The organism is Pseudomaricurvus alcaniphilus (assembly GCF_011440395.1).
GTDB classification, from domain to species: Bacteria; Pseudomonadota; Gammaproteobacteria; order Pseudomonadales; family Cellvibrionaceae; genus Pseudomaricurvus; species Pseudomaricurvus alcaniphilus.
Map to the genome: position 1 here is coordinate 151,885 of NZ_JAAOIX010000002.1, position 26,805 is coordinate 178,689.

At 56.9% G+C, this 26,805-nt stretch carries 19 protein-coding genes; 10 read left to right on the top strand and 9 right to left on the bottom strand.

Annotated elements, in window-relative coordinates; translation table 11 throughout:
- The first annotated feature begins 4 nt into the window (after positions 1-4).
- Positions 5-1,003 (top strand): alpha-L-glutamate ligase-like protein, encoded by a 999-nt coding sequence (locus G8764_RS06770; protein WP_166163438.1) that lies wholly within the window; start codon positions 5-7, stop codon positions 1,001-1,003.
- Between the two features lie 230 nt (positions 1,004-1,233).
- Here G8764_RS06770 and G8764_RS06775 read toward each other — a convergent pair whose 3' ends face one another.
- The 6 genes from G8764_RS06775 to ppx all read right to left on the bottom strand — a co-directional run bounded on the left by G8764_RS06775 (position 1,234) and on the right by ppx (position 5,709).
- Positions 1,234-1,491 (bottom strand): hypothetical protein, encoded by a 258-nt coding sequence (locus G8764_RS06775; RefSeq protein WP_166163440.1) that lies wholly within the window; start codon positions 1,489-1,491, stop codon positions 1,234-1,236.
- A 161-nt stretch (positions 1,492-1,652) separates the two neighbouring features.
- Complete coding sequence (locus G8764_RS06780) at positions 1,653-2,186, bottom strand: GGDEF domain-containing protein (RefSeq protein ID WP_166163442.1); 534 nt, start codon at positions 2,184-2,186, stop codon at positions 1,653-1,655.
- A 169-nt stretch (positions 2,187-2,355) separates the two neighbouring features.
- Positions 2,356-2,499, bottom strand: coding sequence for a hypothetical protein (locus G8764_RS06785; RefSeq protein ID WP_166163446.1), 144 nt, complete (start codon positions 2,497-2,499; stop codon positions 2,356-2,358).
- A 35-nt stretch (positions 2,500-2,534) separates the two neighbouring features.
- On the bottom strand, positions 2,535-3,164 hold the full coding sequence (locus G8764_RS06790; protein ID WP_166163449.1) for an FMN-dependent NADH-azoreductase: 630 nt from the start codon (positions 3,162-3,164) through the stop codon (positions 2,535-2,537).
- A 360-nt stretch (positions 3,165-3,524) separates the two neighbouring features.
- Positions 3,525-4,157, bottom strand: a complete 633-nt coding sequence (locus tag G8764_RS06795) for a methyltransferase domain-containing protein (protein WP_166163452.1) — start codon at positions 4,155-4,157, stop codon at positions 3,525-3,527.
- A gap of 55 nt (positions 4,158-4,212) precedes the next feature.
- Positions 4,213-5,709 (bottom strand): exopolyphosphatase, encoded by a 1,497-nt coding sequence (gene ppx, locus G8764_RS06800; RefSeq protein WP_166163455.1) that lies wholly within the window; start codon positions 5,707-5,709, stop codon positions 4,213-4,215.
- Between the two features lie 183 nt (positions 5,710-5,892).
- Here ppx and ppk1 point away from each other — a divergent pair, with 183 nt between their 5' ends.
- From ppk1 to G8764_RS06825, 5 genes are all read left to right on the top strand, one after another.
- Positions 5,893-8,073 carry a polyphosphate kinase 1 gene (gene ppk1 / locus G8764_RS06805; RefSeq protein WP_166163457.1) on the top strand — a complete coding sequence of 727 codons (2,181 nt, stop codon included), beginning with the start codon at positions 5,893-5,895 and terminating at the stop codon, positions 8,071-8,073.
- Between the two features lie 184 nt (positions 8,074-8,257).
- Entirely contained in the window at positions 8,258-10,078 is a 1,821-nt protein-coding gene (locus G8764_RS06810) for a hypothetical protein (protein ID WP_166163459.1), read from the top strand.
- A 159-nt stretch (positions 10,079-10,237) separates the two neighbouring features.
- Positions 10,238-11,776: an alkaline phosphatase PhoX gene (locus tag G8764_RS06815; RefSeq protein ID WP_166163461.1), complete on the top strand. Its 1,539-nt coding sequence runs from the start codon at positions 10,238-10,240 to the stop codon at positions 11,774-11,776.
- A 291-nt stretch (positions 11,777-12,067) separates the two neighbouring features.
- Positions 12,068-13,408 (top strand): AarF/UbiB family protein, encoded by a 1,341-nt coding sequence (locus tag G8764_RS06820; RefSeq protein WP_166163463.1) that lies wholly within the window; start codon positions 12,068-12,070, stop codon positions 13,406-13,408.
- 56 nt (positions 13,409-13,464) lie between these two features.
- Positions 13,465-14,727 carry an ABC1 kinase family protein gene (locus tag G8764_RS06825; RefSeq protein WP_166163465.1) on the top strand — a complete coding sequence of 421 codons (1,263 nt, stop codon included), beginning with the start codon at positions 13,465-13,467 and terminating at the stop codon, positions 14,725-14,727.
- 23 nt (positions 14,728-14,750) lie between these two features.
- Here the strand turns inward: G8764_RS06825 and G8764_RS06830 are convergent, their stop codons facing one another.
- Genes G8764_RS06830 through G8764_RS06840 form a run of 3 tightly spaced genes read right to left on the bottom strand, consistent with a single transcriptional unit; the run spans position 14,751 to position 19,263 of the window.
- On the bottom strand, positions 14,751-15,929 hold the full coding sequence (locus G8764_RS06830; RefSeq protein ID WP_207951741.1) for a hypothetical protein: 1,179 nt from the start codon (positions 15,927-15,929) through the stop codon (positions 14,751-14,753).
- 2 nt (positions 15,930-15,931) lie between these two features.
- Positions 15,932-16,408, bottom strand: a complete 477-nt coding sequence (locus G8764_RS06835; RefSeq protein WP_166163469.1) for a hypothetical protein — start codon at positions 16,406-16,408, stop codon at positions 15,932-15,934.
- Positions 16,405-19,263 (bottom strand): bifunctional diguanylate cyclase/phosphodiesterase, encoded by a 2,859-nt coding sequence (locus G8764_RS06840; protein ID WP_166163471.1) that lies wholly within the window; start codon positions 19,261-19,263, stop codon positions 16,405-16,407. Before G8764_RS06840 ends, G8764_RS06835 begins: the two co-directional genes overlap by 4 nt.
- A gap of 278 nt (positions 19,264-19,541) precedes the next feature.
- Between G8764_RS06840 and fbp the strand changes: the two genes are divergently transcribed.
- The 4 genes from fbp (at position 19,542) to G8764_RS06860 (ending at position 26,799) form a co-directional block, all read left to right on the top strand.
- Entirely contained in the window at positions 19,542-20,543 is a 1,002-nt protein-coding gene (fbp, locus tag G8764_RS06845) for a class 1 fructose-bisphosphatase (RefSeq protein WP_166163473.1), read from the top strand.
- Between the two features lie 346 nt (positions 20,544-20,889).
- Entirely contained in the window at positions 20,890-22,356 is a 1,467-nt protein-coding gene (locus G8764_RS06850; RefSeq protein ID WP_166163475.1) for a circularly permuted type 2 ATP-grasp protein, read from the top strand.
- Positions 22,356-23,291 (top strand): alpha-E domain-containing protein, encoded by a 936-nt coding sequence (locus G8764_RS06855; protein WP_166163478.1) that lies wholly within the window; start codon positions 22,356-22,358, stop codon positions 23,289-23,291. The genes G8764_RS06850 and G8764_RS06855 overlap by 1 nt, the downstream gene beginning before the upstream one ends.
- Positions 23,292-23,394: 103 nt before the next feature.
- Entirely contained in the window at positions 23,395-26,799 is a 3,405-nt protein-coding gene (locus tag G8764_RS06860) for a transglutaminase family protein (RefSeq protein WP_166163480.1), read from the top strand.
- Positions 26,800-26,805 lie beyond the last annotated feature (6 nt).

The window sequence follows — 26,805 nt, forward strand, 5'->3', positions numbered from 1 at the left end:
CCGCATGTTTAATCCAATAGAGCGCTATTTGCAAATTCGCCGCCTGGGCGTACTGGGAATGAACCGCCGCAACATCCGCTATATCGGCCGCTACAACAAGCGCAGCGTTTACCCCAACGTCGATAACAAGCTGAAAACCAAGTTGCTGGCGACCAGCTACAAGGTGCAAACGCCTGAACTTATTGGCGTCCTGGAAACTCAGCACGACATACAAGACCTGCACAGCATTGTCCAGGGCAGCGAGGGTTTTGTCATCAAACCGTCCAAGGGCAGTGGCGGCAAGGGAATCATCCTGCTGCGTCCCACCACAGATGGTCAATTCGAAAAATTGAGCGGCGATGCAGTCACATCCAATTACATCGAAACCCACGCCAGTAATATACTCAGCGGGCTCTACAGTCTTGGTGGCAAGCCGGATGTGGCAATCATCGAAGCCCTGATTATCCCGGATCCTGTTTTCGACCGATACTCCTACCAGGGGGTGCCGGATATACGTGTCATTGTGCTGCAGGGCTTTCCGGTCATGGCCATGGTCCGATTACCCACCCGGCAATCGGACGGCAAGGCCAACTTGCACCAGGGTGCTATCGGCGTCGGCCTGGACCTGGGCAGTGGCCGCGCCACCGGCGCGGTACAATTCGATATGCCGTTAACCTACCACCCGGATACCGGTTCTCTGCTCAGTGAAATCAAGGTGGAAAACTGGACCACTCTGCTCACCCTGGCCTCGCGCTGCCACCCGATGTCGGCGCTCGGCTATCTCGGTGTCGATATTGTGCTGGACAAGAAAAAAGGCCCCGTACTGCTGGAATTGAATGCCCGTCCCGGCCTGACCATTCAAATCGCCAACAGCTGCGGACTGCTACCCCGACTCAGGGCGGTGGAAAAAATAAAACACGCGGAGAGAATGAGCGCAGAAGAAAAAGTTGCGTTCAGCCAGAAGAATTTTGCCCGGCCTGAAGCCAGCAGTGCAACGCCCGCGGACACCAACACCAGCGTCTGAGAAATAGTCTTCTACAACCTAAAAAAGCCGCGACGTTTGCCGTCAGCGGCTTTTTTATTGCGGTTCTGGATTCGGGTTTTGTTGCGCGCTTGAAAGCACAAATCGGCAAGCCCTGTTAAGCGGTATGCCTTTTAACTACTGCATCACCGCTCTAATCCTAACCCAAAAACCCAGCCACTCCCAACTTGTATAATCTTGCAGCGTGAGCAGAATTCGCCGATCGGAAGCAATTATTTACAGGCTTTTTTCGCTGCTTTCATACGCTTCTTGTGACAGTAGCTGCCTTCTTCATCGATGCACCACTGGCCATCCTTGTTCAACAACGGGATGGCCTCGTTGTTTGTGCAAGTCACAATTGACGCCTCCACAACACTGCCATCCCCCAGAGTAATTTCGCCGCCATCGGAAAATTTCTTCGGCTTGGCTGCGAAAGCTGGGGCGCTTATTAAGGCGGCGGTCATTACACTGATCAGTAATCTATTCATCATATCTCTCCTGAAAACACACAATAGTAGCGCTGCAACTTGCCAGCACAATTCTGAATTTATGGACGCAGGATAGATTTCAGCGCGGCGAAAGTCATCGCCCTTTATATTTCTTTACCAGTAAGCTGTACGGGTAGCAGCAAAGCTGGCGCGAGAAGTATTGCTCAGGAACCCGGTAACACTTCACGCGCCGAAGTAAAGCCGAAGGTTTTTTTATGCGAGCGCTTTACCGCGTACCTGGCTTCATCTGCACGACTGAGCAACTCGGCAGCTCCAGCACCGTCCTCGGGATAGAGGGCAACGCCCATGCTGACAGCGACGCAACAGCGAGCGCCGTCAATATTTTCTGGCCGCGACAGAGTGGCGATAATTTTTTTTAACAGTGGTTGCAGCGCGCGACTGGATTTAACCTGCTCCACCAGCACCGCGAACTGATCACCTCCCAACCGACAGAGAGTATCCGACTGGCGCGTGCAACCCTCCAGTCTTCGCGCCACCGCTTGCAATAAGCTGTCACCAGCGGCACGACCAAACTCGCTATTGATAGCACTAAAGCCGTCCAGGTCGATCACTAGAATTGCCATACTGCTGCCCTGTCGCGCAGCTCGACTTATCGCTTGTGTTGCGAAATCGAGAAAAAGGTTGCGCGTAGGCAACCCGGTCAAGGGGTCTCTGTTGGCCAACTCCAGTACATTCATTTGCTTTTTTACACCCAGCCATGCATATCAAATCAACAGGTAGCGGCACCGAATAAATACTCTCAATGCCTGTAGCGAGACATTGCAATGACTTAAAACGGGCCGGCGACAGAAAAAACTGACACCGGCCCAACAATAGCGGCCTGAATGATTCCCGGCAACCGGGTTTTTAAAACAGCGCTAATATCCCATTCGTTAAACCAGGGAATCGTTGCGGCAATCGGCGATCGCCTGATCGATTTCCGCCGCCGTCTTGCGCCTCAATGGCGTCGATAACCCGCAGCAACTGCCGGGTTTCTGCTGCATTATTCATACTCTGATCTCCCACAATATCGCCGGCAAGCGGACTTATGCTTCAACTGCACTGTTTTCCCGGCGCGCCTCAAGCAAGGTATTAATCTGTCCCCGGGCATTGGCGACAATCTCGTCCGCCGAGTGTTTGGAACCATCGGCATGAATCACATGCACGTTCCTGACCCCGATAAACTTGAGGATCTGGCGCAAATAGCCGCTGACAAAATCAGCGCTGCTGCCCACCCTGGTGCCGCCAGTGGAAACCACAATAAAACCGTGTTCGATATTGGTCAGCCCCTGCGGCCCGCTGTCGGTATAGCGAAAGGTTATCCGCGCCCGACAGATGTGGTCTACCCACGCCTTTAGTGTTGCCGCCACCCCGAAATTGTACATGGGCGCACCTATCACCAGCACATCGGCGGCCATTAGCTCAGCTACCAGAGTGTCTGACAGTGCCAGCTGCTTTTGAGCTGCCTTGTCGACCGGATCAGCCGAGCCGTGCACCGCAACCAGTTCGGCCGCTGCAATCGGCGCCAGGGGCTGCTCGCCCAGGTCCCGCTCCAGCAACTCAATCGCCTCTTCCCGGGCAAATTGATCAACCAAATACTGGGTTAACTGTTTGGATACCGAGGCACTGCCACGGGCACTGCTGTCAATCCGTAAAACGGATGTTGTATTACTCATAAGACTGCTCCTATTACCGTATGTTTTCTGGTTGTAGCACCGTTGTATCAGTGCTGAATGTGCGGCTGAACTACTTTACTGACGCCAGTATACGGCTGGGGAAAATTCAAATAAGGGGACAAATTCGATCTGTATGATCAATATTTTTGAACATTATGCGGCACCGCCACCAGGACTAGGGCAGGAAGCGGGCTAAGGGGGAAAGGGGAAAGAGCGGCAGTCGCCGATAAGGCGGGCCTGTGGCAGAAAGTGAGACCTGGGCAGGACGAGAGGGTTGGGCAGGTGAGGACAGTGCCGGCGCTACAGCGCTGCGTAAGGCCGTGCTCCGTAGCCAAGGCCTCAACCGGACGGCGACAAGGTCTAGTCGGCGGACACGTGCAAAATATACCCTTCGAAGTTTTCCGGCTCGTTGCAATACCACTGCACGCAGGTGGCGCCGAAAGACTCGGCGCACAGCTCTGCCAGGGCAAAAAACGGGCTGCGGCCCGGATCGGCATAGACGACATGCTTCACCCCTGCGGCAAGGGCACGCTTGATCAATTTGAAATGGATCTGGGTCAGCTCATCCCAAAAGCACACGTCGGCACCAATCAGCACCTCGAAATTGCGCAACTGCTTTTTGCTCAGCGACTCGAAGCTGCCAACCAGCTCTTCCACCTCAACCCCATTGAGAGCGGCCTGCACCTCGAGATAGGGAAACACTTCTTTGTCCATATCCAGGCCGGTTACTTTACAGCCCCCGTGCTTGGCACAAAATATGGCCGCCGGCCCCCAGCCGCAGCCAACCTCCAATACAGGCATATTTTGCTGCAGCAACTGGCGGTGCAGAAAGTAGTCCATCAACAGATAGCTGCTGGACCAGGTCTTGTGGCCGTGAATCGAGGGCGTGAAGGCCTTCTTTAACCTTCGCACCAGGCGGTGCTTGTTATCCAGGGTCATTACCCCATAGGCCTGGGAAATATTTTTCTCAGGCAGCTCAACTACTTCTGGCACGGTTTACTCCTGCGGCCGGTTTCTACAAGGGGTTAAATGGAAGGCAATGAGAGCATCAGGCACAGACAATATCGAGCTTTAAATCCTGGTCGCGCTGAAATTTTTGCTCCGCCTGCAAGGACTCAGCTGTCAGTGGGTGCTGATCCAGCCACGCCTCGGCCAACTTTACGGTCAGGCCCTTATCGGTAAAGGCGATGGCCAGCTCCGTGGGGATTGCATCATCCGTGCGCCGCCGGGCAAACAGACAGGCCAGGCGTATTATCTGCACCAGCCGCCAGTCGGGGTTGAATCCATAGGTTTTGCTCATCGGGCGCAGCTTGCGCCGGTGATTCAAAACGATAAAGCTGAGCAGCTTTTGATCCTGGCGAGAAAAACCGGGCATATCACTGTTCTGCAGCAAATAGGCGCTGTGCTTGTTGTGGCTGGCATGGGAAACGGATAATCCCACCTCGTGCAGGTCCGTCGCCCAGCACATCAGGCGCCGCGCCTTGAGGTAGTCGTCGCCAAAGTCGGGCCGCACCTGACTCAGCAGCCGGCAGGCCAGTTGGGTGACGCGGCTGGCCTGGTCGCTGTCGACCCGGTATTGCTGCATCATGCGCGCTACCGTCTCGTTGCGAATGTCGTGATTTTCCAGCAGGCCGGCCAGGTCGAGGATCATGCCTTCGCGGATGGCGTAACTGGAAACCTGCATTTCATCAATTTTCAGTTCGTTGAACACGCCGTGCAACACCGCCAGGCCGCCGGGCAATACCGGCCGCCGGTCCTCGCTTAAACCCGGCAATTGCACCTTGTCGATATGATCAAAATCACATAACTTTTCCGCCAGTTTTTCCAGTCCATCGCGGGTAATGGTGTTGTTTGGGCTCAGCCCCATGGCTTCAAGGATGCCGAGAATGGCGCGAATGGTGCCGGATGTGCCTACCGCCTCCTGCCAGCGCCCGGCACTGAAGTCCACCGCCACTGACTCGGTTTCATTCTGCGCGGCCATGCGCGCCTTCTTGTAGAGCTTGGAACTGATCTGCCCGTCCGGAAAAAACTCCTTGCTGTAACTGACGCAGCCCATATACAAGCTTTCCAGTCGCAGCGGCTTGACATCACCGACAATCAATTCCGTGGAGCCGCCGCCGATATCCACCACCAGGCGCAAATCTTCGGTGGGTGCCAAATCGTGCACCACGCCGCGATAGATCAGGCGCGCCTCTTCAATACCGCTGATAATATTGATTGGTGTACCGAGTATGGCCTCGGCCTGGGTCAGGAAGTCATCGGAGTTGACGGCGGCACGCAGGGTGTTGGTACCGACAATATGCACCTGCGCATTAGGGGTGGAGCGAATCCGCTCAGCAAAGCGGGACAGGCTCTCCAACGCCCGCTCTACCGCCTTCGGGGCTATGGTGCCGTCGTCCTGCAAGCCCGACGCCAGTCGCACCATCTCCTTGTGCCGGTCGACCACTTCCACTCGCCCCCCCACGCAGCGCGCAATCAGCAGGTGAAAACTGTTTGATCCAAGATCAAGTGCGGCAAATACAGGTGGGGCTTGCTCAGTGGTCAAGGCTATGCTCACTCATCAAATGGTTCAAACAGGGAGGGACCAAGTAATAAATCTGTCATCTTTGGCGTTAATCATAGTTAGTGTATCAATAGTGAACTGGCTTGGGTATATTGTCGTGACAATCACCTGAAATTGCCGATCTCATCGTTCCTCACAATCCAAACTGATGGTATCCGTAACAATATGAGTAGAAAGAACACGCCGTCTTTTCCCAAGGAAATCAGCTGGCTCTCGTTCAATGAGCGTGTAATGCAAGAGGCGGGCAATCCCCGGGTACCGGAAATCCAGCGCCTGCGCTACCTCGGAATATTTTCCAATAACCTCGATGAATTCTACCGGGTGCGGGTGGCAGACGTCAGCCGCCTGGCCGCATTCTCGGCGGCCCCTGACGAAAAAGAGAAGTACCGGGAATTGCTGCTTGAAATCCAGACCCGCTCCCGTGAACTGCAGGCAAAATTCGACCAGACCTACCTCGATGTGTTGCGGGCGCTGCACAAGAGAAAGATCTACATCATTACCGATCGCCAGTTCGACGAGCGCCAGCGTAAGGTTGCCAGCGAGATTTTTTCCCAGCAGATCCTGCCTGAGCTCGACCCCGTGCTGCTGGATTCCGCGAAAAACTTCCCGGATGTTGCGGATGGCAAAATTTACCTCGCCATCAAAATGTACGACAAGGACAACAATGTCCGCTACGGACTGGTCGAGGTTCCCTCCGGGCGCCTCGATCGCTTCGTGGAGATCCCGCCGAAGCAGGGCAAGTCGACCAAGCACGCCAAGGTATTTACCGTACTCGAAGATGTCATACTCAACAGCCTGCCCGATGTATTTCGCGGTGTCATCGAGGTGGAACGAGCGGAGGGCTACGTCTTTAAAGTGACTCGTGATGCCGAGTTGGAGCTGGGCGAGGGAATCAACCAGAGCCTGATTGACAAGGTGGCCCAGTCGGTGAAGAAACGCCAGTCCGGCGAGCCCGAGCGCTTTCTCTACGACAGCGAAATGCCCCAGGATATGCTCGACTTGCTCAGCAAGCGCCTCAACCTGAGCAAGTACGATAGCCTGATGCCCGGCGGCCGCTACCACAACGCCAAGGATTTTATGTCCTTCCCCAGTATCGGCCCGGCCTATCTCGACGTTAAACCCCTGCCACCCTTGCCCCTGCCCGAGCTGAGCAGCTTTCGCGGCAACCTGTTCGACATTATCCGCGAACAGGATTTACTGCTCTACTACCCCTACCATTCGTTCAACACGGTGATCGACCTGCTCAAGACCGCAGCGATCGACCCGGCGGTACAGTCCATAAAAATTTGCCTGTATCGGGCCGCCAAGAACTCCCGCATTGTCGATGCCCTGCTTTCGGCCAAACGCAACAACAAGAAAGTCACCGCGGTGGTGGAGCTGCAAGCGCGCTTCGACGAAGCCGCCAATATCGGCTGGGCCAACCAGTTAACCGACGGCGGGGTGGATGTGATCTTCGGCGTGCCGGGTTTGAAAGTTCACTGCAAACTGATTCACATCACCCGCATTGAAAAGGGCCGCCCCAAACATTACTGCCATATCGGCACCGGTAATTTCAATGAGAAAACCGCCGGGGTGTATACCGACTTCAGCCTGCTGACCTACAACCAGGATGTCGGCGAAGACGTTTACAAAACCTTCGATTTCATTTCCTACACCTACAGGCGTCACTCCTACAACTACCTGATGGTTTCACCGCTGTCCAATCGGCCGGGCCTCACCCGCCTGATCCGGGCGGAAATTCACAACGCCAACCACGGGCTGCCGGCCGAGGTTTTCATCAAATGTAACAACCTGGTGGACAAGAAACTGATCGACCTGCTCTACGACGCCTCCAGGGCCGGGGTCAAGGTCCGCATCATCTGCCGCGGCATGATGTCACTGGTACCGGGCATCAAGGGGGTATCGGATAACATAGAGGCGATCAGCATCGTCGATCGCTTCCTCGAGCACCCGCGGGTATATTCCTTTTACAACAATGGTGAGCCGAAGATTTACCTCTCCTCCGCCGACCTGATGACCCGCAACCTGGATTTTCGGGTAGAGGTGACCGCGCCGGTGCTCGACCCCAAGCTGAAACAGCGGGTCAAGGACGTGCTCGATATCCAGTGGTGCGACAACGTCAAAGCTCGCACCCTCGATGCCGAGCAAACCAATCAATACCGCAAATTCAAAGTCAACGCCAAAGTGCGTTCGCAGGAGACCATCTACAACTATTTCCAGGATGGCAAGCTGCCAGCCTCGATCAAACAGGCCCGCAAACGCTGGGAAAAGCAGCTCGTGGCTGATGCCCAGAAACGCCGGCAAGCCCTTGATACAGCTGCTGCCAACCAGGAGCCCGCCTCCTAGCAGGACACTGCACCAGCGTCCTGCCGCACACCCCTCCAGCGGCACAACAGGAATTCCCGGTGTCGACACCAGCTTTTACGCGACCGGACAGGGGGGGGGGGGGGCGATCACTGTCATATTAACGTCACAGACTCGATCTAAACTATTCTCATTTGCATCAGCATCGAATCAAAAGGCGTAAACCTTGACCAGACCAAACCCACACACCCCCAATCCAGCACCGGGCACAAAATGGCACAGCAGCGGGTTGAGCTGCCACGGCGCACTGTTGATCAGTAGGTTGCTGCTCAGTACGCTGCTGCTAAGCGCTTGCGGCGGGACCACATCGCAACTCCCTGACGCAAAGAACACTACCGCAGAGAACGCCATCACGGAACACGCCGCCAGTGCCACAACACTGCCCTATTACCTGCAGAACCTGCAATTACTGCAGTCCAGCGACAACGTGATTCCCCCGGCCGTCGCCGTGCATCCGGTAACTGCGACCTACAACCGCGAGGCGATCATCCCGCCCATGTGTTACACCCGCACGGAGGGCCAACACAACCCCTGTTACGTCTGCCACCAGGACGCCATTGCCAGGCGCGAAAACGTCATGAACGACGCCGACCTGCAGCAGGCCTACAGCTTTAGCGATCTGGGCATGACCAATCACTGGCAAAACCTGTTTACAGACCGCCAGCACAAGGTTGCCCGCATCAGCGACAAAGCCATTCGCGAGTGGGTCAATGCCGACAATTACAGCGAGCTGGCGGGACGCTTGCGCGCCGCCAACTTCAAAGGCTGGGTGCCCGACCTGCGCGACTTGCAGCTGGCGGCCGCGGCCTTCGACGAAGAGGGCTTTGCCCTCGATGGTAGCCACTGGGTGACTTTCAACTACAAACCCTTCCCCAGCACCTTCTGGCCTACCAACGGCTCCACCGACGATGTCATGTTGAAACTGCCGGCCGCCTATCGCAGTGACCGCGAGGGCCGCTATTCGCGCGATATTTACAAAGCCAACCTGGCAATACTGGAGGCCAATATCAAGGGCCTCGACACTATTGGCAGCCTGCCAATTGACGAAGCCAGGGTTGGCAAGGACCTCGACGGCAATGGGCGCTTGAATCGGACAGAATTGATCACCGATGTCAGCAGCTACGTCGGCGCCGCCAGCGAGCACTTTCTCGACACCCACCTCTACCCCCAGGGCACCGAGTTCCTGCATACGGTCCGCTACCTGGGTTTTGACGCGGACAACCAGATTACCCAGTCCACCCGCATGAAAGAAGTCCGCTACATGAAGAAATGGCAGACCTATGGCAAGGGCGTGCTGGCGCGCTACTATGAGGAGGAGGCCTTCGAGAAAGAAGCCGGCCAGCTGCCGGGCTATAGCAATCTCGGCCCCTACGGTTTGGATAACGGCGCCGGCTGGTCGATCCAGGGTTTTATCGAGGATGCCCAGGGCCGTCTGCGCGCCAACACCCACGAAGAGAACCTGTTTTGTATGGGCTGCCACTCTTCCATCGGCTCAACCATAGACAAGACCTTCAGCTTCGCCCGCAAGGTCGACGGCGGCCAGGGCTGGGGTTACCTGAACCTGCACGGCATGCCTGACGCCCCAAGTCACGGCGAGCAGCGCGGCGAAATTGCCACCTACTTCGAGCGCGCCGGCGGCGGCGATGAATTTCGCAGCAACCCGGAAATGCGCGCGCGCTGGTTCCACCCGGACGGCAGCGTCAACCACCAGGCCATCGCCGGCAAGGATGTACACCAACTGATCACCCCGTCAACGGCTCGCGCCCTGCAGCTCAACAAGGCCTACAAGGCCATCGTCGAGCAGCAGACCTTCCTCTTTGGTCGCGACGCCACGGTGGTGCCGCCCGCCAATGTCTATAACCGCATTGACAACGCCAGCGCGCCAACGCTGCCAGCGGAGCATATTTATAGCTGGGATATCCGTCTGCAATGGCCCCAGAGCCAGCAGGCCACGCCCACCCATGCGCTGCAACAGGCAACGCCCTGACACAATACGACACAAAAGCTTCATACAAGCGTCAGAAATGCGTCATGCACTGGCGCCATAATCCTTGGCGAAGTCAGCTGCAGGTTTACCCTTGCGGCTGTACCGACAGAGTCAGTCCCCGTAACAAACAAACTGAAACCAGAGCCCAGGAGCTTAGCAATGAAATTATTCCCGTCCGCCATCGGTGGTCTGGCCGTAGCCATCTCAGCGGTGGTCAACGCCGGTACCGAGCCCTTCTTCAACCCGTTGACCCAGTCTTCCGCCGTGGCCACCCCGAACCACGTCAACGAACTGAACAGTCCCTGGCAGACACCGGCCGGCATCAGCCAGGTCAACCTGACCAACATGGCGGAGATTGAAGCGGACATCAACCAGTCGGTGGTGCGCGCACCAGGCCTGGGCACTGGCGCCTCCATGTGGGACATGGTGGCGTTCGATCCCAGCGGTGAGTTTGTCTTTATTCCCCACGAAACCGAGCATGGTGCCGGCGTCACCCGCTACAGCATCGCCCAGGACTTCGCCGAAGTCCTGTTCTCCGGTGACAACACCGGCGTGCGCGGTGAAGATGGCAACTGGGGCAGCGACTGGGGTGCTTTTGACCCGGCCACCTTTACTCCCTACGGCACCCTGCTGCTGGGTGAAGAGTGGTCCGGTGAAGGCCGGGTAATGGAAGTCCTCAACCCCTACGCCGCGCCGGAAAATATTCGCGTCAAGGAGAAGACCTCCTTCGCCAACGTCTCCCAGGAAGGTATTCGCTTCGGCAAAGTACACGCCGACACCGTCTACTACGTGGATGAAGACCGCTCCGGTTCCATATACAAATTCGTGGCCAGCGATGACAACTTTGACCAGGGCCAGACCTTCGTGCTTATGGTCAGCGCCTTCGACGGCGATGCCAGCCAAAACTACAACCACGAAAGCAATGTCGATCAACCTCGCACCGGTGTCGCCCGCTGGGTACCCCTGACCAACGAAAACGGGCGCCCCCGCACGGCCCAGGATCCATTCGAAAACTCCGGCTCATCCCGCCCGGGCCGCGCCGCAGCTGACGAGCTGGGCGCCACCCCCTTCGGCCGTCCGGAAGACGTGGAAGTTGGCGTACTCGCCAACGGCAACGAAGTGCTCTACTTCACCGCCACTTCGGAAAACACCGTCTATTCGGTCGAAATGCTGAACAGTAAACGTGCCGTAGTACGGGAGTTCGCCAGCGAGGCCAACACGCCGAAGAACCTGGGCTTCCCGGCCACTACCGGAGTGATCAATTCACCCGACAACCTGGCCCAGGATGCCTTCGGCAACATCTACATTATTGAAGATGCACCCAACGGCGGCGACGTGGGCGGCGACATCTGGTTTGTGCGCGATGCCGACAATGACGGCGTTGCCGAATCGGTTGATCACTTTATGAGCATTCAGGTCGATGGCGCCGAGGCCACCGGTATGATCTTCAACCCCGCTCACCCGACCCGTTTCGTGGTTTCCGTGCAGCACCCCGACAGCACCGACATCGAAGCCGTAGCCGGTGGCCAGGGCGACGCCCTGTGGATGTTCGACCTCGCCGAGGTGATTCCGCCCACCTGTGAAGGAGGTGATCGTTACAACAAATACAGCTACGACAACAACGTCGGCTATATCTTTACCTGTTCCAGCACTCGCGATTTCAACTTCACCCGCCAGCTGGACAACAGCGCAGAGTAAACCCAACCCGGCAGAATGCAACGTTCTGCCTGACAAGGCGCGCCACCAGAGCCTTGGCGCGCCTTGTCAACCAAGCGCCCCCCTCCGTAAACCGTCGGTCACACTGCCCCCTGGTCGGTCATACCTGCCCCCTGGCAGCCCAATGACTACATCGGATAGCAGCCGGCGTTACGGCCTAAAACGTCCGTTTGAATTACATTGAAACAAGACCTGTCACCGAGAAACCGTTACAATACCCGGCCGTTGCCAGTGTGCAAATGCCTTACCCAACCCCCACAAGCGCCACCATCCATGACCCGAAAATCCAGCACAATTCAGCACAGCTCCCTGCTGCGCAGTCTGCATGTCTCCTTTGCGGGCGCGCGCGCCGGTGGCGCCATGATGGCCGACAAGGCCCTCAACCGGATAATACCTGGCCGCAGCAGCAATCCACTGCTGGCCAGGGAAGCACAAAAACTGGTGGCCAAGCTCGGGCAAATGAAAGGTACCTACGTCAAGGCCGGACAGATGCTGGCGCTGGTGGGGGAATACGTATTGCCGCCAGAACTGACCGAAGCGCTGCACACGCTGGAATCAGCCACTACACCCCTGCCCTGGAGTGAGGTGGAAGCTGTGTTGCGCACGCGGCTCGGTGAGCAATATGGCGAGCTGGACATAGAAAAGGAGCCGATTGGAGTGGCTTCGCTGGCCCAGGTCCACCGCGCCACCATTCGCCAGAGCGGTGAGCAGATCTGCCTGAAGTTGCTCTACCCCGGGGTGCGCGAGTCCATTGAAAGTGACTTCAACGCCGTTACCCGAATGCTCAAACTGACCCGCTGGGTCAAACTATCCCGCGGTTTTGATGACTGGATGCAGCAGCTGCGCCAACAGTTGCTGCACGAAGTGGATTACCCCCGGGAAATCCGCATGACCGAACGGGCCGCACAATTGTTGGGCGGCGATGCCCGCTACCGGGTACCGCGCATTTACCATCAGTACTGCAGCGACAGCCTCATCGCCATGGAGTACCTGGAAGGGCTGGCAGTCACCGACCCGCAGATTGCCGCCCTCAGCCAGGAGCGGCGCAATAGCCTGGCACAAAATATGCTGGATTTATTTTTCCAGGAAGTCTACCAGTGGCAACTGCTGCAGTCGGACCCTAATTTTGGCAATTACCGTATTGCCATCGGCGCCCACTCCGACCAGCTCATACTGCTGGACTTTGGCTCCGTACTCGATGTTGGCCAGGGGTTTTTCCAGGCCCTCGGCGATACCATCACCGCCGCGCAGTGCGCTGACGTGCCGCTGTTGACCGACGGGCTGATCCGTCTCGGCTGCCTGACCGAATCGAGCTCTGAGGAAGCGACAAGCACGTTCGTCAATTTTTGTATTGAGATTATGGAACCGATGCGAGCCCCCGAAGAACTGCCGGAGCACCTGCTGAACAGCGAGGGGCACTATTGCTGGAGCGAATCCAAACTGATGAAGCGCGCGGCCCTGATCGCCGCCAACTCCATGGGCAACCGCGATTTTGACTTGCCGTCCGAGCAGTTTGCCCTGGTGACCCGCAAACTGCTCGGTATCTTTACCTTTATTTCCCTGCTACAAGCGGAGTTCAACGGTGCTCCAATACTGGAAAAACACCTGCGCTGACCCCGACCCGGGGACATGCCAGACATTGATATTGTCCGCTTACTGAGACCGAATCCATGCCCATAGACAGCCTGATTCACACCCCCTGGTTGCGCGCCAAGCGCATCGCTCAAACCAATCTGATTGTGCAAAAACACGCGTTTAACTGGCTGCGCGGACGGCGCCAGCCCTCGCCACAGCTGCTGCGCAATATCTTCGAAGACCTGGGCACCACCTACGTCAAGATCGGCCAGCTGATTGCCAGTATGCCATCGGTGTTTCCAGCCGAATATGTGGAAGCCTTCCAGGGCTGCCTGGATCAAACCAGACCTCTACCCTACGCCGTCATCAAGAAAGAACTATCCAGGGAACTGGAAGATCCGGCCCGGCATTTTAGCTGGATCGACCAGCAGCCCCTCGCCTCGGCCTCCATTGCCCAGGTGCACGCCGCGCGGTTGCATAACGGCGATGATGTGGTCATCAAGGTTCAGCGCCCCGACGCCCACAATATTCTCAAGGCCGACCTGTCACTGCTGCACACCATCACCAAGGTGCTGGAATTGGTTGCGCCCAAGCTCAAACATTTGTCCGTCGCCGATATGGTGGAGGAGATCAAGTTCAGCATGATGGAGGAGTGCGATTTCCTCAAGGAAGCCGACAACATCGCCACCTACCGCACCTTTTTAGAGCAGCTGGGCACCGACCGGGTTTGCGTGCCCAAAGTCTATCCCGAGGCATCCAGCCGACGGGTTCTAACCATGCAGCGCTTCTACGGCGTACCACTGACCGATCTCGAGGCGGTCAAGCGCTTGCACTCCGATCCCGAACTGGCCTTGGTCGAGGCGCTCAATGTCTGGCTCGCCAGCGTCAAGCAGTGCCGCATTTACCACGCCGACCTGCACTCGGGCAATATCATGATGCTCAACAGCGGCCAGATTGGTTTTATTGATTTCGGCATTGTCGGCTCCATCTCCAACGAAGTCTGGCAGGCACTGGTCACCCTATCCGAGTCACTGCCCAGTGAAGACTTCACCACCACTGCGCAAGCGCTGTTGTCCCTTGGCGCCACTGACACCGCCATCGATACCGACGCCCTGGCCCGGGAACTGGAGGACCTGTATCGCAAAACTATCGCCAGCACCCCGTACAATAGCACCTCCATAGAGAGCTCGCTGGACGACACACTGCTGCAGCTAAGTGGCATCGGCAAACGCTACGGCATTCGCTTTCCCCGCACCTTTACCCTGCTGATCAAACAGTTTCTCTACTTTGATCGCTATACCCAGGCGCTGGCGCCGGAGCTGGATCTGTTTCGCGATGACCGGTTGCTGCTGAACTAGAGCCCCCGGCGCCTGCCGCAGCCCTAGAACTTTAGCGAAACTGACATCATCAGCATGTTCCAGTACTTATGCCTGGGGATGCCGTTGTTTTCTATCATTGACAGCCAGGCGGCGCCCTCCACCATATGCCATTCGGCATTGAGGGATAAATTCTGATTGATATCCCAGCGCCCGCCCACGGTCCAGTCCTTGGCGTAGCGGGTGTAGGCAGGGCGTTTGAAGGTGGCTTCATACTGCTTACCGCGGCGATCGTCGTTGTTGCGCACTGTATGATCGTAGCGCAGGAAAAAATTCAAATCGTTAACGCGGTAGTCACCCTGAACAAAAAAGTTATCGCCATCTACACTGATCTCGGGGAAACCGAAACCGCTCAAGGTCGAACTGCGCCGTAAAAACTCTGCGGTGATCCCCCAGCGCTCCTGTTGGTGCTGCACCGACAGCAAAGTGGGTTTAAAATCAAACACCCCCGCCTGCAATCCGTCCCCATCCGCGGGATTATAATCTACGTTGATTTTGCCGTGGGTCAAGGCAAACCGCCAGCGCCCAAAATCATAGTCGTAATTCAATTTTGCCAGCCAGGAGTCATCCCTACCCTCCAGGCTGCCGGGCCTGACATCGCCGAGCACAGTCACTTCCAGGTCCGGATCCCTGGTGCGAGGCCGGGCTCGCTCCGCCTCAAACATTAACTCCCCATTTGCTATGGTCTTTACCATATAAACCTGGACACCGTCCGCGGAAATACTGAAATTGCGATTATTATCCGAGTAAACCGACTGCGGCAGAAGAATGCTGGGGCGCGTTCCAGCGACATCTCGAGTCGCATTGAAAAAACCCAACGGGTTAATCACCCGGCCTACCCGGACTCCGGCAGAAGCGCTCTCATTATCCCAAAAAACATACTCGGCAAACGCGTAGTCGATACGATCCTTGCCGTTATCGGAAGCACCCGCGTCGCGCACCAGAACCTGTCCGGCAAAACGCAATTTGGGGCTGACCTCCCAAAAGGCATTGACACCCAACTCATAAAACTCAAAACTGCCGTCATCGCTGCTGCCGAAAAACTTGTTTTTATTGGAGAGCAGAAAGCTTTGTGAGGCAAATCCATGCACTTGCACATCACCTATAGTCACGGCGTATGCGGTGTTGAACGTTGCACCGGATAGCAACCACAACCACACCAGCTTACGTACTGTTGTAAACATTTTCATATCTTTTCTAACTCCAGTACCTTTACGCCCGGCCCAGCCAGGCCCCGGGTAAGATAACCGATGGCATTGTCGGTTTCAGACACTCGCTCGTACATCTCCGCTTCCGAGGCCACCACCGTAGGTGATGCCCCCACCCCGGAAAACACCCGGGAATCCCAAATCTTTCTCAAGTTATAGGGAAAGGTTTTGAGGATTGATTTGGCAAATTTTTCATGCACTTCATGATTATCCTTCAGAACAAAGACCCGGACTGCGGCACCACTTGGCCAGGTCCGTGCCCGCATACCAAACAGGGAGCGCAAATACGTTCTGTTGACTGCAACGTTTTCGAGATTTTTGTTGGCGATAACAACGACACTGGAGTCCGCGGACCAACAGGGCAGGGCCAGACTGAACAGCAGAACGAGCATCAACCATAGCGGTGTCGAGCGCACCATCCCGCGCCCTCCGCCGGCCGGAAGCAACTTATTCATTGCGAAGAACTCGACAGCGAGGGCGGCTGCACCAGGGTGGGGCTGGGCTTGCCGATAAAATACCCCTGTGCATAATTAACTCCCAATTGCGTCAACAACTGCAGTATTTTCTCATCTTCCACAAACTCCGCCACCGACTGTTTACCCAAACCCTGCACCACATCATTTATGGATTTTACAAACAATCGGTCCTCGAAGTCCGTCACCATATTCTTCACAAAGGAACCATCCAGCTTGACATAGTCCACCGCCAGTTGCCGCAAGTAATACCAGGAGGAAAAGCCAACCCCAAAATCATCCAGCGAAAAGCGGAAGCCGCGGCGCCTGAACTCATCAATAATCTCCGCGGCGTGGGTTATATCTTCTACCGCTGAGGTTTCCGTGAGTTCAAAGATCAAGTCCGACTGGCTGAGCCCGGCATCTTCTACCAATCGGTCCACATACTTTACATAGTCAGCACTGACAATCGCCCTGGCCGACAGATTCACCGCCATGCTGATCTTGTGGCCCTGCGCCTTGAACTCCTTCAGCGCCTTGACCGCCAGTTCCACCACCCGCAAGTCGATCTCGTAAATCAGACCGGTCTTTTCCGCTACCGGAATAAAATAGCCCGGCGCGATAATGCCGCCATCCTTATCGAGCATTCGCACCAGCGCTTCGTAGTGGGAAATAACGTTGTTCCTGATATCCAGAATGGGCTGGTAATGTAAAATCAGGCCATCGCTATCGAGCGCATCCTGGATTTTCGTCTTCCAGTTAATGATATTTTTCAACTCGGACTTTTCCACTTCCGAGCCCGAATACAATTGCCAGCTGTTGCGCGCATTACTCAGGGATTTCGCCGCGTACATGGCGAAGTCGGCATTTGCCATCAACTCTTCGATGCTGGTTCCGTGCTGGGGGAACAGCGCTACCCCGGCACTGATGCTGGCCCGATAGCTGCTATCCTGGACTTGTATTTCAACCGCCAGAATCTGGTCACACAACTTGCTGGCAAAAGCGAGCACACCCTCCTGGTCGGAATTTTCAAGCAGCACCGCGAACTCATCCCCGCCCAGGCGGGCGATAATGTCGGTTTCCCTGATCTCCCGCTTCAAGCGCCAGGCAATCTGCTGCAAAATAATATCGCCGGCCATATGGCCACCGGTATCATTGAAGGATTTAAACTGATCGATATCGAAGAAAATCACCGCCCCCGGCTCACCGGTGCGCTTGCTGACATTCAGGGCCTTCTGAAACTCGCTCTGGAAGCGGCGCCGATTGTAAATTTCCGTCAGCGGGTCGTGATCTGCCAACCAGGCGAGGTTCTCCTCCGCCTTTTTTCGATCGCTCAGGTCCAGCCCCACCGAGAGTATGGTCACCTGCTCACGATCTTCGTTGGGCAGGCAACTGTGATACCACTCCATTTGCAGCAGCTTGCCAGAGGCACAGTGAAACTCCAGCTCCTGGCGGAACTCCGTGACCTGGTAACTCAGTAATTTTTCCACCCCGTGGGTGAAGCTGTCGCGATCATTTTTCAGGAGATGGGAGGTAAAGAGTGCGCCCCCGGAGCTCGCCACCTGCAAGCCGAGGAGCTTCTTGCCCTCGGCATTGACCAGCAACAATTCTCCCGCGGTATTCTGGGTCAGAATCACCACATGCACATGGTTGAGCAGGCGAGTGACGAAATTGCGCTCTTCCAGCAGCTCCTGGCGACGCTTTTTAAGGTGTTCCGAACGGGATAACACTTCGGCATCGAGCTTGTCGAGGGTGTCGGACAAGAGGATGGCGGCATCGTATAAATTGTGTATTTCGTTGCGCAGCAGGTAGTTGTTACTGTTGTTACCGGCCAGCAGCCTGCGCGCTTCGGCCCGATTCTGGCCAGCCAGTTTCGGCAAATTGGTGGCCACGGTCTGCAATCGCAGCATGGGTCGCCACAGTAACAGCAGCAACACGGCTTCAGCCCCCAGGGTAGTCAGCAGGGACACCAGCATATAGCCGGTCACAGCCCGCTGCAGAGCCTGCAGATCAGAACTGATATCGTCCAGCACCACCAGGCTGACGGTATCCGGCCGATCCATGGCGGTAAGTTGCAGAAAGCGAACTTCGTAATTTTTGGAGCCCAAAGCAACCAGGTGCCTGTCAGCCGCCACCGCCCTGGCAAAGGATTTCTGGCTCGCCAACTGCATCAGTACGGGCAGGGAAGTTGCGCTGTTGGTAAGCGCCACGACTCTTTTATCCCAGCCCTGTAGCAACTGGTGTTCTGTTTCAGACTCAGCCTTGTTCGCCACCAGAATACCGATATTGGCTGAAGTCGCCGCCCGGAACTGCAGCACCACGTCTGCCAGCGAGCTGGTGAAGTACATAAGCCCGACACTGTCGTCGGTGTTAAAAATCGGCAGCAACGCCACGGTAACGCAGGCCGAAGGACACCAAATCTTGGCCAGCGGCTGCTCTTCCGCCAGCACCTGCCGGGCCCAATCATCGGGCATCGCCGCCACATCCAGCTCGCTGCCCCAGTGATTTAACAGCCGGCCATCGGCATCGGTAATGACAATGGAATCGACCCCCCATTCGAAATTCAACTGCCCCCAGTTCGAGCCTATGACAGAGCTGATCGTGGCAACATCTGCCGCCGCGTGCTGCTCCACCGCCAACCCCTGCATATGGCCTGCCAGACGAATCAATTGTGACTGGATTGTCAACAGCGAGGCCTCGATGGCGTAGCGACGATCGACAAAGCGGCGCTCCCGGTCATTGGCATAGGCTTGCTCCAGGCCCTGTTTGCCATAGAATGCGAACAGGCCTCCGCCGATGATCAATATCACACTGACAAACACCACGGCTTGCCACTTGAGGCTTAAAAACCCTTTCATCCAGTATTACTCAATTCCCGCAATTTCCAGTGGCATGGGTGGCGCAGCTTTAGTTAAGTGTTTATTTCTTAAAGTATTATCGACAATTGGCACAATCGAAAGGCCGGCGGCGAAATACCGTCACCATAAGCATCAACCATCAATATAGTAGATTTTCGCGCCATCACCAGCCGCGCCCGCTGAGCAGCCACAACGGCGCACGGGCCGGTTGACAAATCGGCATCACCTGAGACACTAGGCTCCCCCAAAATGCCACCCCGCAAAGGACACACCCCACTATGCAAACAACCAAGACTCTGGGCGAATTCATTATCGAACGCCAATCTCAATACCCGGGCTCGTCCGGCGCCCTGACACTGCTGTTCTCATCGATTCGCCTCGCCGCCAAAGTGGTACACCGGGAAATCAACAAGGCCGGACTGGTGGATATCACCGGCGCAGCGGGGGAGGAAAATATCCAGGGAGAGCAACAACAGAAACTGGATGTGTTCGCCAACGACCGCTTCAAGACCGCCCTTGCCGCCCGCGGAGTGGCCTGCGGCATCGCCTCTGAAGAGGAGGACAATTACGTCACCTTTGATGAGGGCCACAACAAGGACGCGCAGTACGTGGTGCTGATGGACCCCCTGGATGGCTCCTCCAATATCGATGTCAATGTCTCGGTCGGCACCATCTTTTCCATTTACAAACGGGTTTCACCCACCGGCGAAGCGGTGACCGAGGCCGACTTCCTGCAGCCGGGCAAAGACCAGGTTGCCGCCGGCTATGTGATTTACGGCTCCTCCACTATGCTGGTATACACCACCGGCAACGGCGTCAACGGTTTCACTTACGACCCCAGCCTCGGAGTGTTTTACCTCTCGCACCCCAATATGCAAATGCCGCAAGACGGTCGCATCTACTCTGTCAATGAAGGCAATTACATCCATTTCCCCGCGGGGGTGAAAAAATACATCAAATACTGCCAGGAGGAAGACCTGGCCAGCCATCGCCCCTATACCTCGCGCTATATTGGCTCGCTGGTTTCCGATTTTCATCGCAACCTGATCAAGGGCGGCATCTACCTCTACCCGACCTCCAGCAGCTACCCCAACGGTAAATTGCGACTGTTGTATGAGTGCAACCCCATCGCCCTGATTGCCGAGCAGGCCGGCGGCAGTGCCAGCGCCGGCCCCAACCAGCGCATCCTCGACATCAAGCCCACTGAACTGCATCAGCGCGTACCCTTCTTTGTGGGCTCGAAAAACATGGTCGCTAAAGTGGAAGAGTTTCTGGGCTAAAGCGGCCGCTGCTGCCATTTGTATTGCTGCACCAACGCTGTGCCAGCCGGTTCAATAACCCGGCTGGCACAGCCATTTCACGGCGCTCAAACGCCGGCGCACAACTCTCGACAGAAATCCCGCACTGAACGGATGCAACATTCGAAATAATCTGGTACGTTTCCTGCTGGATACAATGAATGTATCAACACAACACAGGAAGGTTCTTATCCATGTCTTGCCCTCGCCAGTATTTCTGGCAACATTGGCAACTTCGGCTGACCAGCCACTTAATCCCATCGGCAACCGGCTCCCTGGTGATCGTCCCGCCGCCGGCAAACACGCAAATCAACCTTAGAGTTTATTTATGACCACTGCTTGGAACGACTATCAATCGGGCGAGTTCTATGACGAGTTGATCGGCCCCAATGGTAACGCTCGCAAACCGGCGCAAAAGCTGGTTTCCTACCTCAAGTCCCTGACCGATGAGGAAGTCAGCTCTCGCAAACTGGCGGCCGAGCTGGCGATAAAGGACATGGGTATCAGCTTTACCGTGTATACCGACGAGGGCAATATCGACCGGGCCTGGCCCTTTGACATTATCCCCAGGGTGATCTCAAAGACCCAGTGGGACAAGACCGACGCCGGCCTGAAGCAGCGCCTGCAAGCGCTGAATATGTTTATCGACGACCTGTACAACGGTCAAAAAATCATCAAGGATGGCGTCATCCCCGAATACGTGCTGAAGCAATCCACCAATTACCGCAAAGAATGCGAAGGCATTTCGCCCGCTTATGGGGTTTGGGCCCATATTTGCGGCACTGATTTGGTGCGCGATAAAGATGGCGAATTCTACGTTCTCGAAGACAACCTGCGGGTACCCTCCGGGGTCTCCTACATGCTGGAGAACCGTTCCATCATGAAACGAGTGCTGCCGGATGTCTTTGAAAAAGTTGATATTGCCCCGATTGAAGCCTACACCTCCCACCTGTTTGAAACCCTGACCAGCCTGTCACCGCGAAAAATCAGGAAGCCGGTTGTTGCAGTCCTGACTCCCGGCATCTATAACTCCGCCTACTTCGAGCACGCCTTCCTGGCACAGAAAATGGGCGCTGAACTGGTACAGGGCAGCGACCTGGTGGTGCAGGACGATGACTGCGTCTACATGAAAACCATTGCCGGGCTGGAGCGGGTCGATGTCATCTATCGCCGAATCGATGACCTGTTTCTTGACCCCGAGGCATTCCGCAAGGATTCCGCTCTCGGTGTCACCGGCCTGATGCGCGCCTGGAAAGCCGGCAACGTTGCTCTCGCCAACGCACCGGGCGCCGGGGTGGCCGACGACAAGGTGGTCTACGCCTACGTACCGGAGGTCATCAAATACTACCTCGGTGAAGACCCACTGCTACCCAATGTCGAAACTTTTCTCTGCTATGACAAGAAGCAGCGCGACTATGTACTCGCCAATCTCGACAAGCTGGTGGTGAAGCCCGCTAACGAGTCCGGCGGTTACGGTATGCTGATCGGGCCTCACTCCACCAAAAAAGAGCGCGAGACCTTTGCCGAACTGATTAAGGCCAAACCGCGCAATTATATCGCCCAGCCAACCCTGGCCCTTTCCACCGCCCCCACCTTTACGGAAAAGGGCAACACCCCGGAGCCGCGTCACCTGGACCTGCGCCCCTTTGTGCTGCAGGCGAAAGACAGTTACGTCACCACCGGCGGTCTTACCCGGGTGGCACTGAAAAAAGGCTCCCTGGTAGTGAACTCCTCCCAGGGCGGCGGCAGCAAGGACACCTGGATTGTGGATACCCACCCGGAGGCAAAAGCATAATGTTATCCAGAGTTGCAGAGAGAGTATATTGGTCGGCCCGTTACCTGGAGCGCATCAGCAGCACCGTGCGCCTGGTCAGCATCTATCAGTCGCTGTTGTTTGACCTGCCCAACAATGTCAGCCTGAGCTGGTACAACCTGATCATTATCAACGACCTGGAAGAAGCCTTTGGCGAACGCTACACCAATCGCACCGAACGCAATGTGGTCAAATTCCTGCTCGGTGATGAAGACAACCCCTCGTCGCTGATCAACTCCATGCGGGCGGTGCGCGAGAATGTGCGCACCACCCGGGACGCCGTGCCGGAGGAAGCCTGGGAGATGATCTGCGAGCTCAGCATGTACGTCCAGGACAATATTGAACTGGCGCTCAACCGCCGCTCGCGGCACGAATTCCTCGAGGATGTCACCAAGGGCTGCCTGCAGATCAACGGCCTGCTGTTTAGCACCATGCCCCAGGACGCCGCCTGGGAGTTCCTTCACATCGGCCGTAACCTCGAGCGCGCTGACATGACGTCGCGCTACCTGGAAGCCGGGCTGACTGCCATTATCGAACTCAAGAATGACGACAGTGCCATCAACAGCCGGCAGATCATCTGGGGCAGTGTGCTGCGCTCACTGAACGCCTCGCAATATTACCTGCGAGCCACGCGCTCACCCGTAATAGGCGAGGAAGTCGTGCCCTACCTGCTCAATGATACGGTGTTTCCAAAATCCATCGCCCACTGTATCGGCGCCATCATCGGGTCCTGTGCTAAACTGCCCCGCTCCCAAACGGCACTGAAAAAGCTGAAAGACATCCAGAAGCAATTGGGGGCGGAGATCAATCACCAGGACCTGGACTCCAAGTTGCTGGAGCACTTCAACCAGCTGCAAATTCTGCTGACCAATATTCATATTATTATCAGTGACACCTGGTTTCCTGCGCACGAATGACCCCTACCAGGAATGAGGCGAGAGCACACTTAACTAACCAAGCTATATCCCCGGCGTACCAGTTGCGGTGCCGGGGCCATGAATAAACGGAACACACACAGCCATGACCATCCGCGTTGCACTGAATCACAATACTTATTACAAGTTTGACCGCCTGGTCAACCTGTCACCTCACACCGTCAGATTGCGCCCGGCACCCCATAGCCGCACGCCGATCCACAGCTACAGCCTCAAGGTGGAGCCGGCCAATCACTTTATCAACTGGCAACAGGATGCCTACGGCAACTTCCTGGCGCGGCTGGTGTTTCCGGAAAAAACCGACAAATTCTCGGTCGAGGTGGAAGTGCAGGCGGACATGACCGTCATCAATCCATTCGATTTCTTCCTCGAAGACTACGCCCAGAAATTCCCCTTTAAATACCCCAAGCAATTGCGCAAGGAGCTGGGCCCCTACCTGGAAAAAATCCCCCAGGGCCCACTGTTCAAGAAGCTGCTGAAATCCATTTCCCTGGAAGAGAGGTCGACCAACGACTTCCTGGTAGAGGTCAACCAGCAACTGCAGCAAATGATCAAATACCTGATCCGGCTGGAGCCTGGTGTACAGACACCCGAAGAAACCCTGGCACTGGGCAAGGGCTCCTGCCGGGATTCCGCCTGGCTTATGGCGCAACTGCTGCGCTATCTCGGTCTGGCCACCCGCTTTGCCTCCGGCTACCTGGTGCAGCTCAAGCCGGACGAAAAATCCCTCGACGGCCCTTCCGGCGCCGAAGAGGATTTCACCGACCTGCACGCCTGGTGCGAAGTCTACCTGCCCGGCGCCGGCTGGGTTGGCCTCGACCCCACCTCCGGCCTGTTCGCCAGCGAGGGGCACATCCCCCTGGCTTGCACCCCGGACCCGGTCTCGGCGGCGCCCATCGACGGCTTCACCGACAAGTGTGAAGTTGAGTTTGATTACATCAACGAGGTCTCCCGCATTCTCGAAGACCCCCGCGTCACCAAACCCTATACCGATGACCAGTGGGCCGACATCCTGCTGCTCGGCGACGAGGTCGACAAGGAGCTGGTAGCCAACGATGTACGCCTGACCATGGGTGGTGAACCCACCTTCGTCTCGATCGACGATATGGAGTCGGCGCAGTGGAACACCGCCGCCCTCGGCGAGCAAAAGTTGAGCCTGTCGAAAACCCTGCTGCTGAAGCTGCGCGATCACTTCGCCCCCAATGGCCTGCTGCACTACGGCCAGGGCAAATGGTATCCGGGGGAAGAAGTACCGCGCTGGGCCCTGGGCGTCTTTTGGCGCAAGGACAAAGAGCCATTCTGGCAGAACCCCAAACTGCTGGCTCGGGTCGACAAGGATTACGGCCACACCATCAAAACGGCCAAGGATTACACCTTGGAACTGGCCAAGCTGCTGGGAGTCAGCAAGAAATTTGCCCAGCCCGCCTACGAGGATGCGCTGCATTATTTGCTGCAAGAGCGCAAGCTGCCGGTCAATATCGACACAGCCATCGGCAAGGCCAAGGATAGCGGCGAGCGCGCGCGCCTGGCCAGCATCCTGGAGCGGGGCCTGAAAAACCCCAGTGGCTATATTATTCCGCTGGAGTGGGATCCGGTCGGCAACTGCTGGAACACCTGCCTGTGGGAAACCCGGCGCGATCGCCTGACCCTGATTCCGGGCGACTCCCCCATGGGACTGCGCCTGCCCCTGGGTGAGCTGCCCTGGTCAGCGGAACAGGAGGTGCCGGTCACCAAAGATCCGTTCGAACCGGCAGAACCGCTGCAAAAACGCGCAAAAATGAGCTTCCCCATGTCGCCGGTCAAAGAGGCGCAACTCTACGCCGCGCCCCAGCAGGTCAGTGCGCAAAAGCACAAAAGCGAGGAAACAGCGGAAGAACAGGCCGAGGCCCTGAAGCTGATGCGCCCCGTGATCCGCACCACCCTGTGTATCGAGCCGCGCAACGGCAAACTGCACATTTTTATGCCTCCTTTATACAGCCTCGACAATTACGTCGAGTTGATTGCTGCGGTCGAAGAAGCCGCGGCCAAGCTCAATACTCCGGTGATCATCGAGGGCTACGAGCCGCCGCGGGACTACCGCATGCAAAAGCTGCTGGTCACTCCGGATCCCGGCGTGATCGAGGTCAATGTACACCCGACCACCAACTGGCGTGAGCTGATGTCCAATACGGTCGAGCTGTACGCCGCCGCCCGGGAATCCCGGCTCGGCACCGAAAAGTTTATGCTCGACGGTCGCCACACCGGCACCGGCGGTGGCAACCACATTACCCTCGGTGGCCCCACCCCGGGCGACAGCCCGCTGCTGCGGCGACCAGACCTGCTGCGCAGCTTTGTCACCTTCTGGCAGCACCACCCCAGCCTCTCCTACGTTTTCTCCGGCGCCTTCGTCGGCCCCACCAGCCAGGCCCCGCGCCCGGACGAGGGGCGCGACGAAATGCTCTACGAAATGGAGACTGCCTTCCAGCAGATGCCCGAGGGCCTGGCCGACCAGCCCTGGCTGATCGACCGCCTGATGCGCAACCTGCTGATCGATATCACCGGCAACACCCACCGGGCCGAGTTCTGTATCGACAAACTCTACTCGCCGGACGGGCCCGCGGGCCGGCTCGGTATTCTCGAGTTTCGCGGCTTTGAAATGCCCCCCCACAGCCGCATGGCACTGGTGCAGGCACTGCTGATCCGGACCATGGTGGCACGCTTCTGGAAGGAGCCCTACAAGAAGCCGCTGGTGCGCTGGGGCACCCAGCTGCACGACAAATTCATGCTGCCCCACTACCTGTGGAAGGACATGCAGGAAGTGGTCGCCGACCTCAACGATCACGGCTATCCGTTCAAGGTGGAATGGCTGCTGCCGTTTGAGGAGTTCCGTTTTCCCCACTATGGCCGCACCGACCTGGACGGCATTGAAATCGAGCTGCGCTGGGCGGTCGAGCCCTGGAACGTGCTGGGTGAAGAGTCTGGCAGCTTCGGCACCGCCCGTTACGTCGACTCCTCGGTGGAGCGCCTGCAGGTAAAAGTCTACGGCATGACCGATAGCCGCTATGTGCTGGCGTGTAATGGCCGGCGCGTGCCGCTCAGCAGCACCGGTCGCAAGGGCGAAGCGGTGGCCGGAGTGCGCTATAAAGCCTGGGCGCCACCGTCGGCCCTGCACCCCACCATCGGCGTGCAGACACCACTGGTGTTTGACCTGATCGACACCTGGAACGGCCGCTCTATTGGCGGCTGTACCTACCATGTCTCGCACCCGGGTGGCCGCTCCTACGAGACCTTTCCGGTCAATGCCTTCGAAGCGGAATCCCGACGCGGCAACCGCTTCGACAACCTCAGCCACACTCCAGGGCCCTATACCCCGCGGCCCGAGGTCGATGCGCTGCGTGAATTCTTCCCGGTCAATCACCCGCCGCGGCCTATGGCACCGCCGCCGGAGGAGTCACCGGACGAGTATCCGCACACCCTCGACCTGCGGCGCAAAGCCAACTGGCAGGGTTGAGACTGC

Bases quoted from the DNA above. Each gene is read 5' to 3' on its own strand.
- G8764_RS06770 (WP_166163438.1), top strand. From the start codon at position 5: ATGTTTAATCCAATAGAGCGCTATTTGCAAATTCGCCGCCTGGGCGTA.
- G8764_RS06775 (WP_166163440.1), bottom strand. From the start codon at position 1,491: ATGATGAATAGATTACTGATCAGTGTAATGACCGCCGCCTTAATAAGC.
- G8764_RS06780 (WP_166163442.1), bottom strand. From the start codon at position 2,186: ATGAATGTACTGGAGTTGGCCAACAGAGACCCCTTGACCGGGTTGCCT.
- G8764_RS06785 (WP_166163446.1), bottom strand. From the start codon at position 2,499: ATGAATAATGCAGCAGAAACCCGGCAGTTGCTGCGGGTTATCGACGCC.
- G8764_RS06790 (WP_166163449.1), bottom strand. From the start codon at position 3,164: ATGAGTAATACAACATCCGTTTTACGGATTGACAGCAGTGCCCGTGGC.
- ppk1 (WP_166163457.1), top strand. From the start codon at position 5,893: ATGAGTAGAAAGAACACGCCGTCTTTTCCCAAGGAAATCAGCTGGCTC.
- G8764_RS06815 (WP_166163461.1), top strand. From the start codon at position 10,238: ATGAAATTATTCCCGTCCGCCATCGGTGGTCTGGCCGTAGCCATCTCA.
- G8764_RS06820 (WP_166163463.1), top strand. From the start codon at position 12,068: ATGACCCGAAAATCCAGCACAATTCAGCACAGCTCCCTGCTGCGCAGT.
- G8764_RS06825 (WP_166163465.1), top strand. From the start codon at position 13,465: ATGCCCATAGACAGCCTGATTCACACCCCCTGGTTGCGCGCCAAGCGC.
- G8764_RS06830 (WP_207951741.1), bottom strand. From the start codon at position 15,929: ATGTTTACAACAGTACGTAAGCTGGTGTGGTTGTGGTTGCTATCCGGT.
- G8764_RS06835 (WP_166163469.1), bottom strand. From the start codon at position 16,408: ATGAATAAGTTGCTTCCGGCCGGCGGAGGGCGCGGGATGGTGCGCTCG.
- G8764_RS06840 (WP_166163471.1), bottom strand. From the start codon at position 19,263: ATGAAAGGGTTTTTAAGCCTCAAGTGGCAAGCCGTGGTGTTTGTCAGT.
- fbp (WP_166163473.1), top strand. From the start codon at position 19,542: ATGCAAACAACCAAGACTCTGGGCGAATTCATTATCGAACGCCAATCT.
- G8764_RS06850 (WP_166163475.1), top strand. From the start codon at position 20,890: ATGACCACTGCTTGGAACGACTATCAATCGGGCGAGTTCTATGACGAG.
- G8764_RS06855 (WP_166163478.1), top strand. From the start codon at position 22,356: ATGTTATCCAGAGTTGCAGAGAGAGTATATTGGTCGGCCCGTTACCTG.
- G8764_RS06860 (WP_166163480.1), top strand. From the start codon at position 23,395: ATGACCATCCGCGTTGCACTGAATCACAATACTTATTACAAGTTTGAC.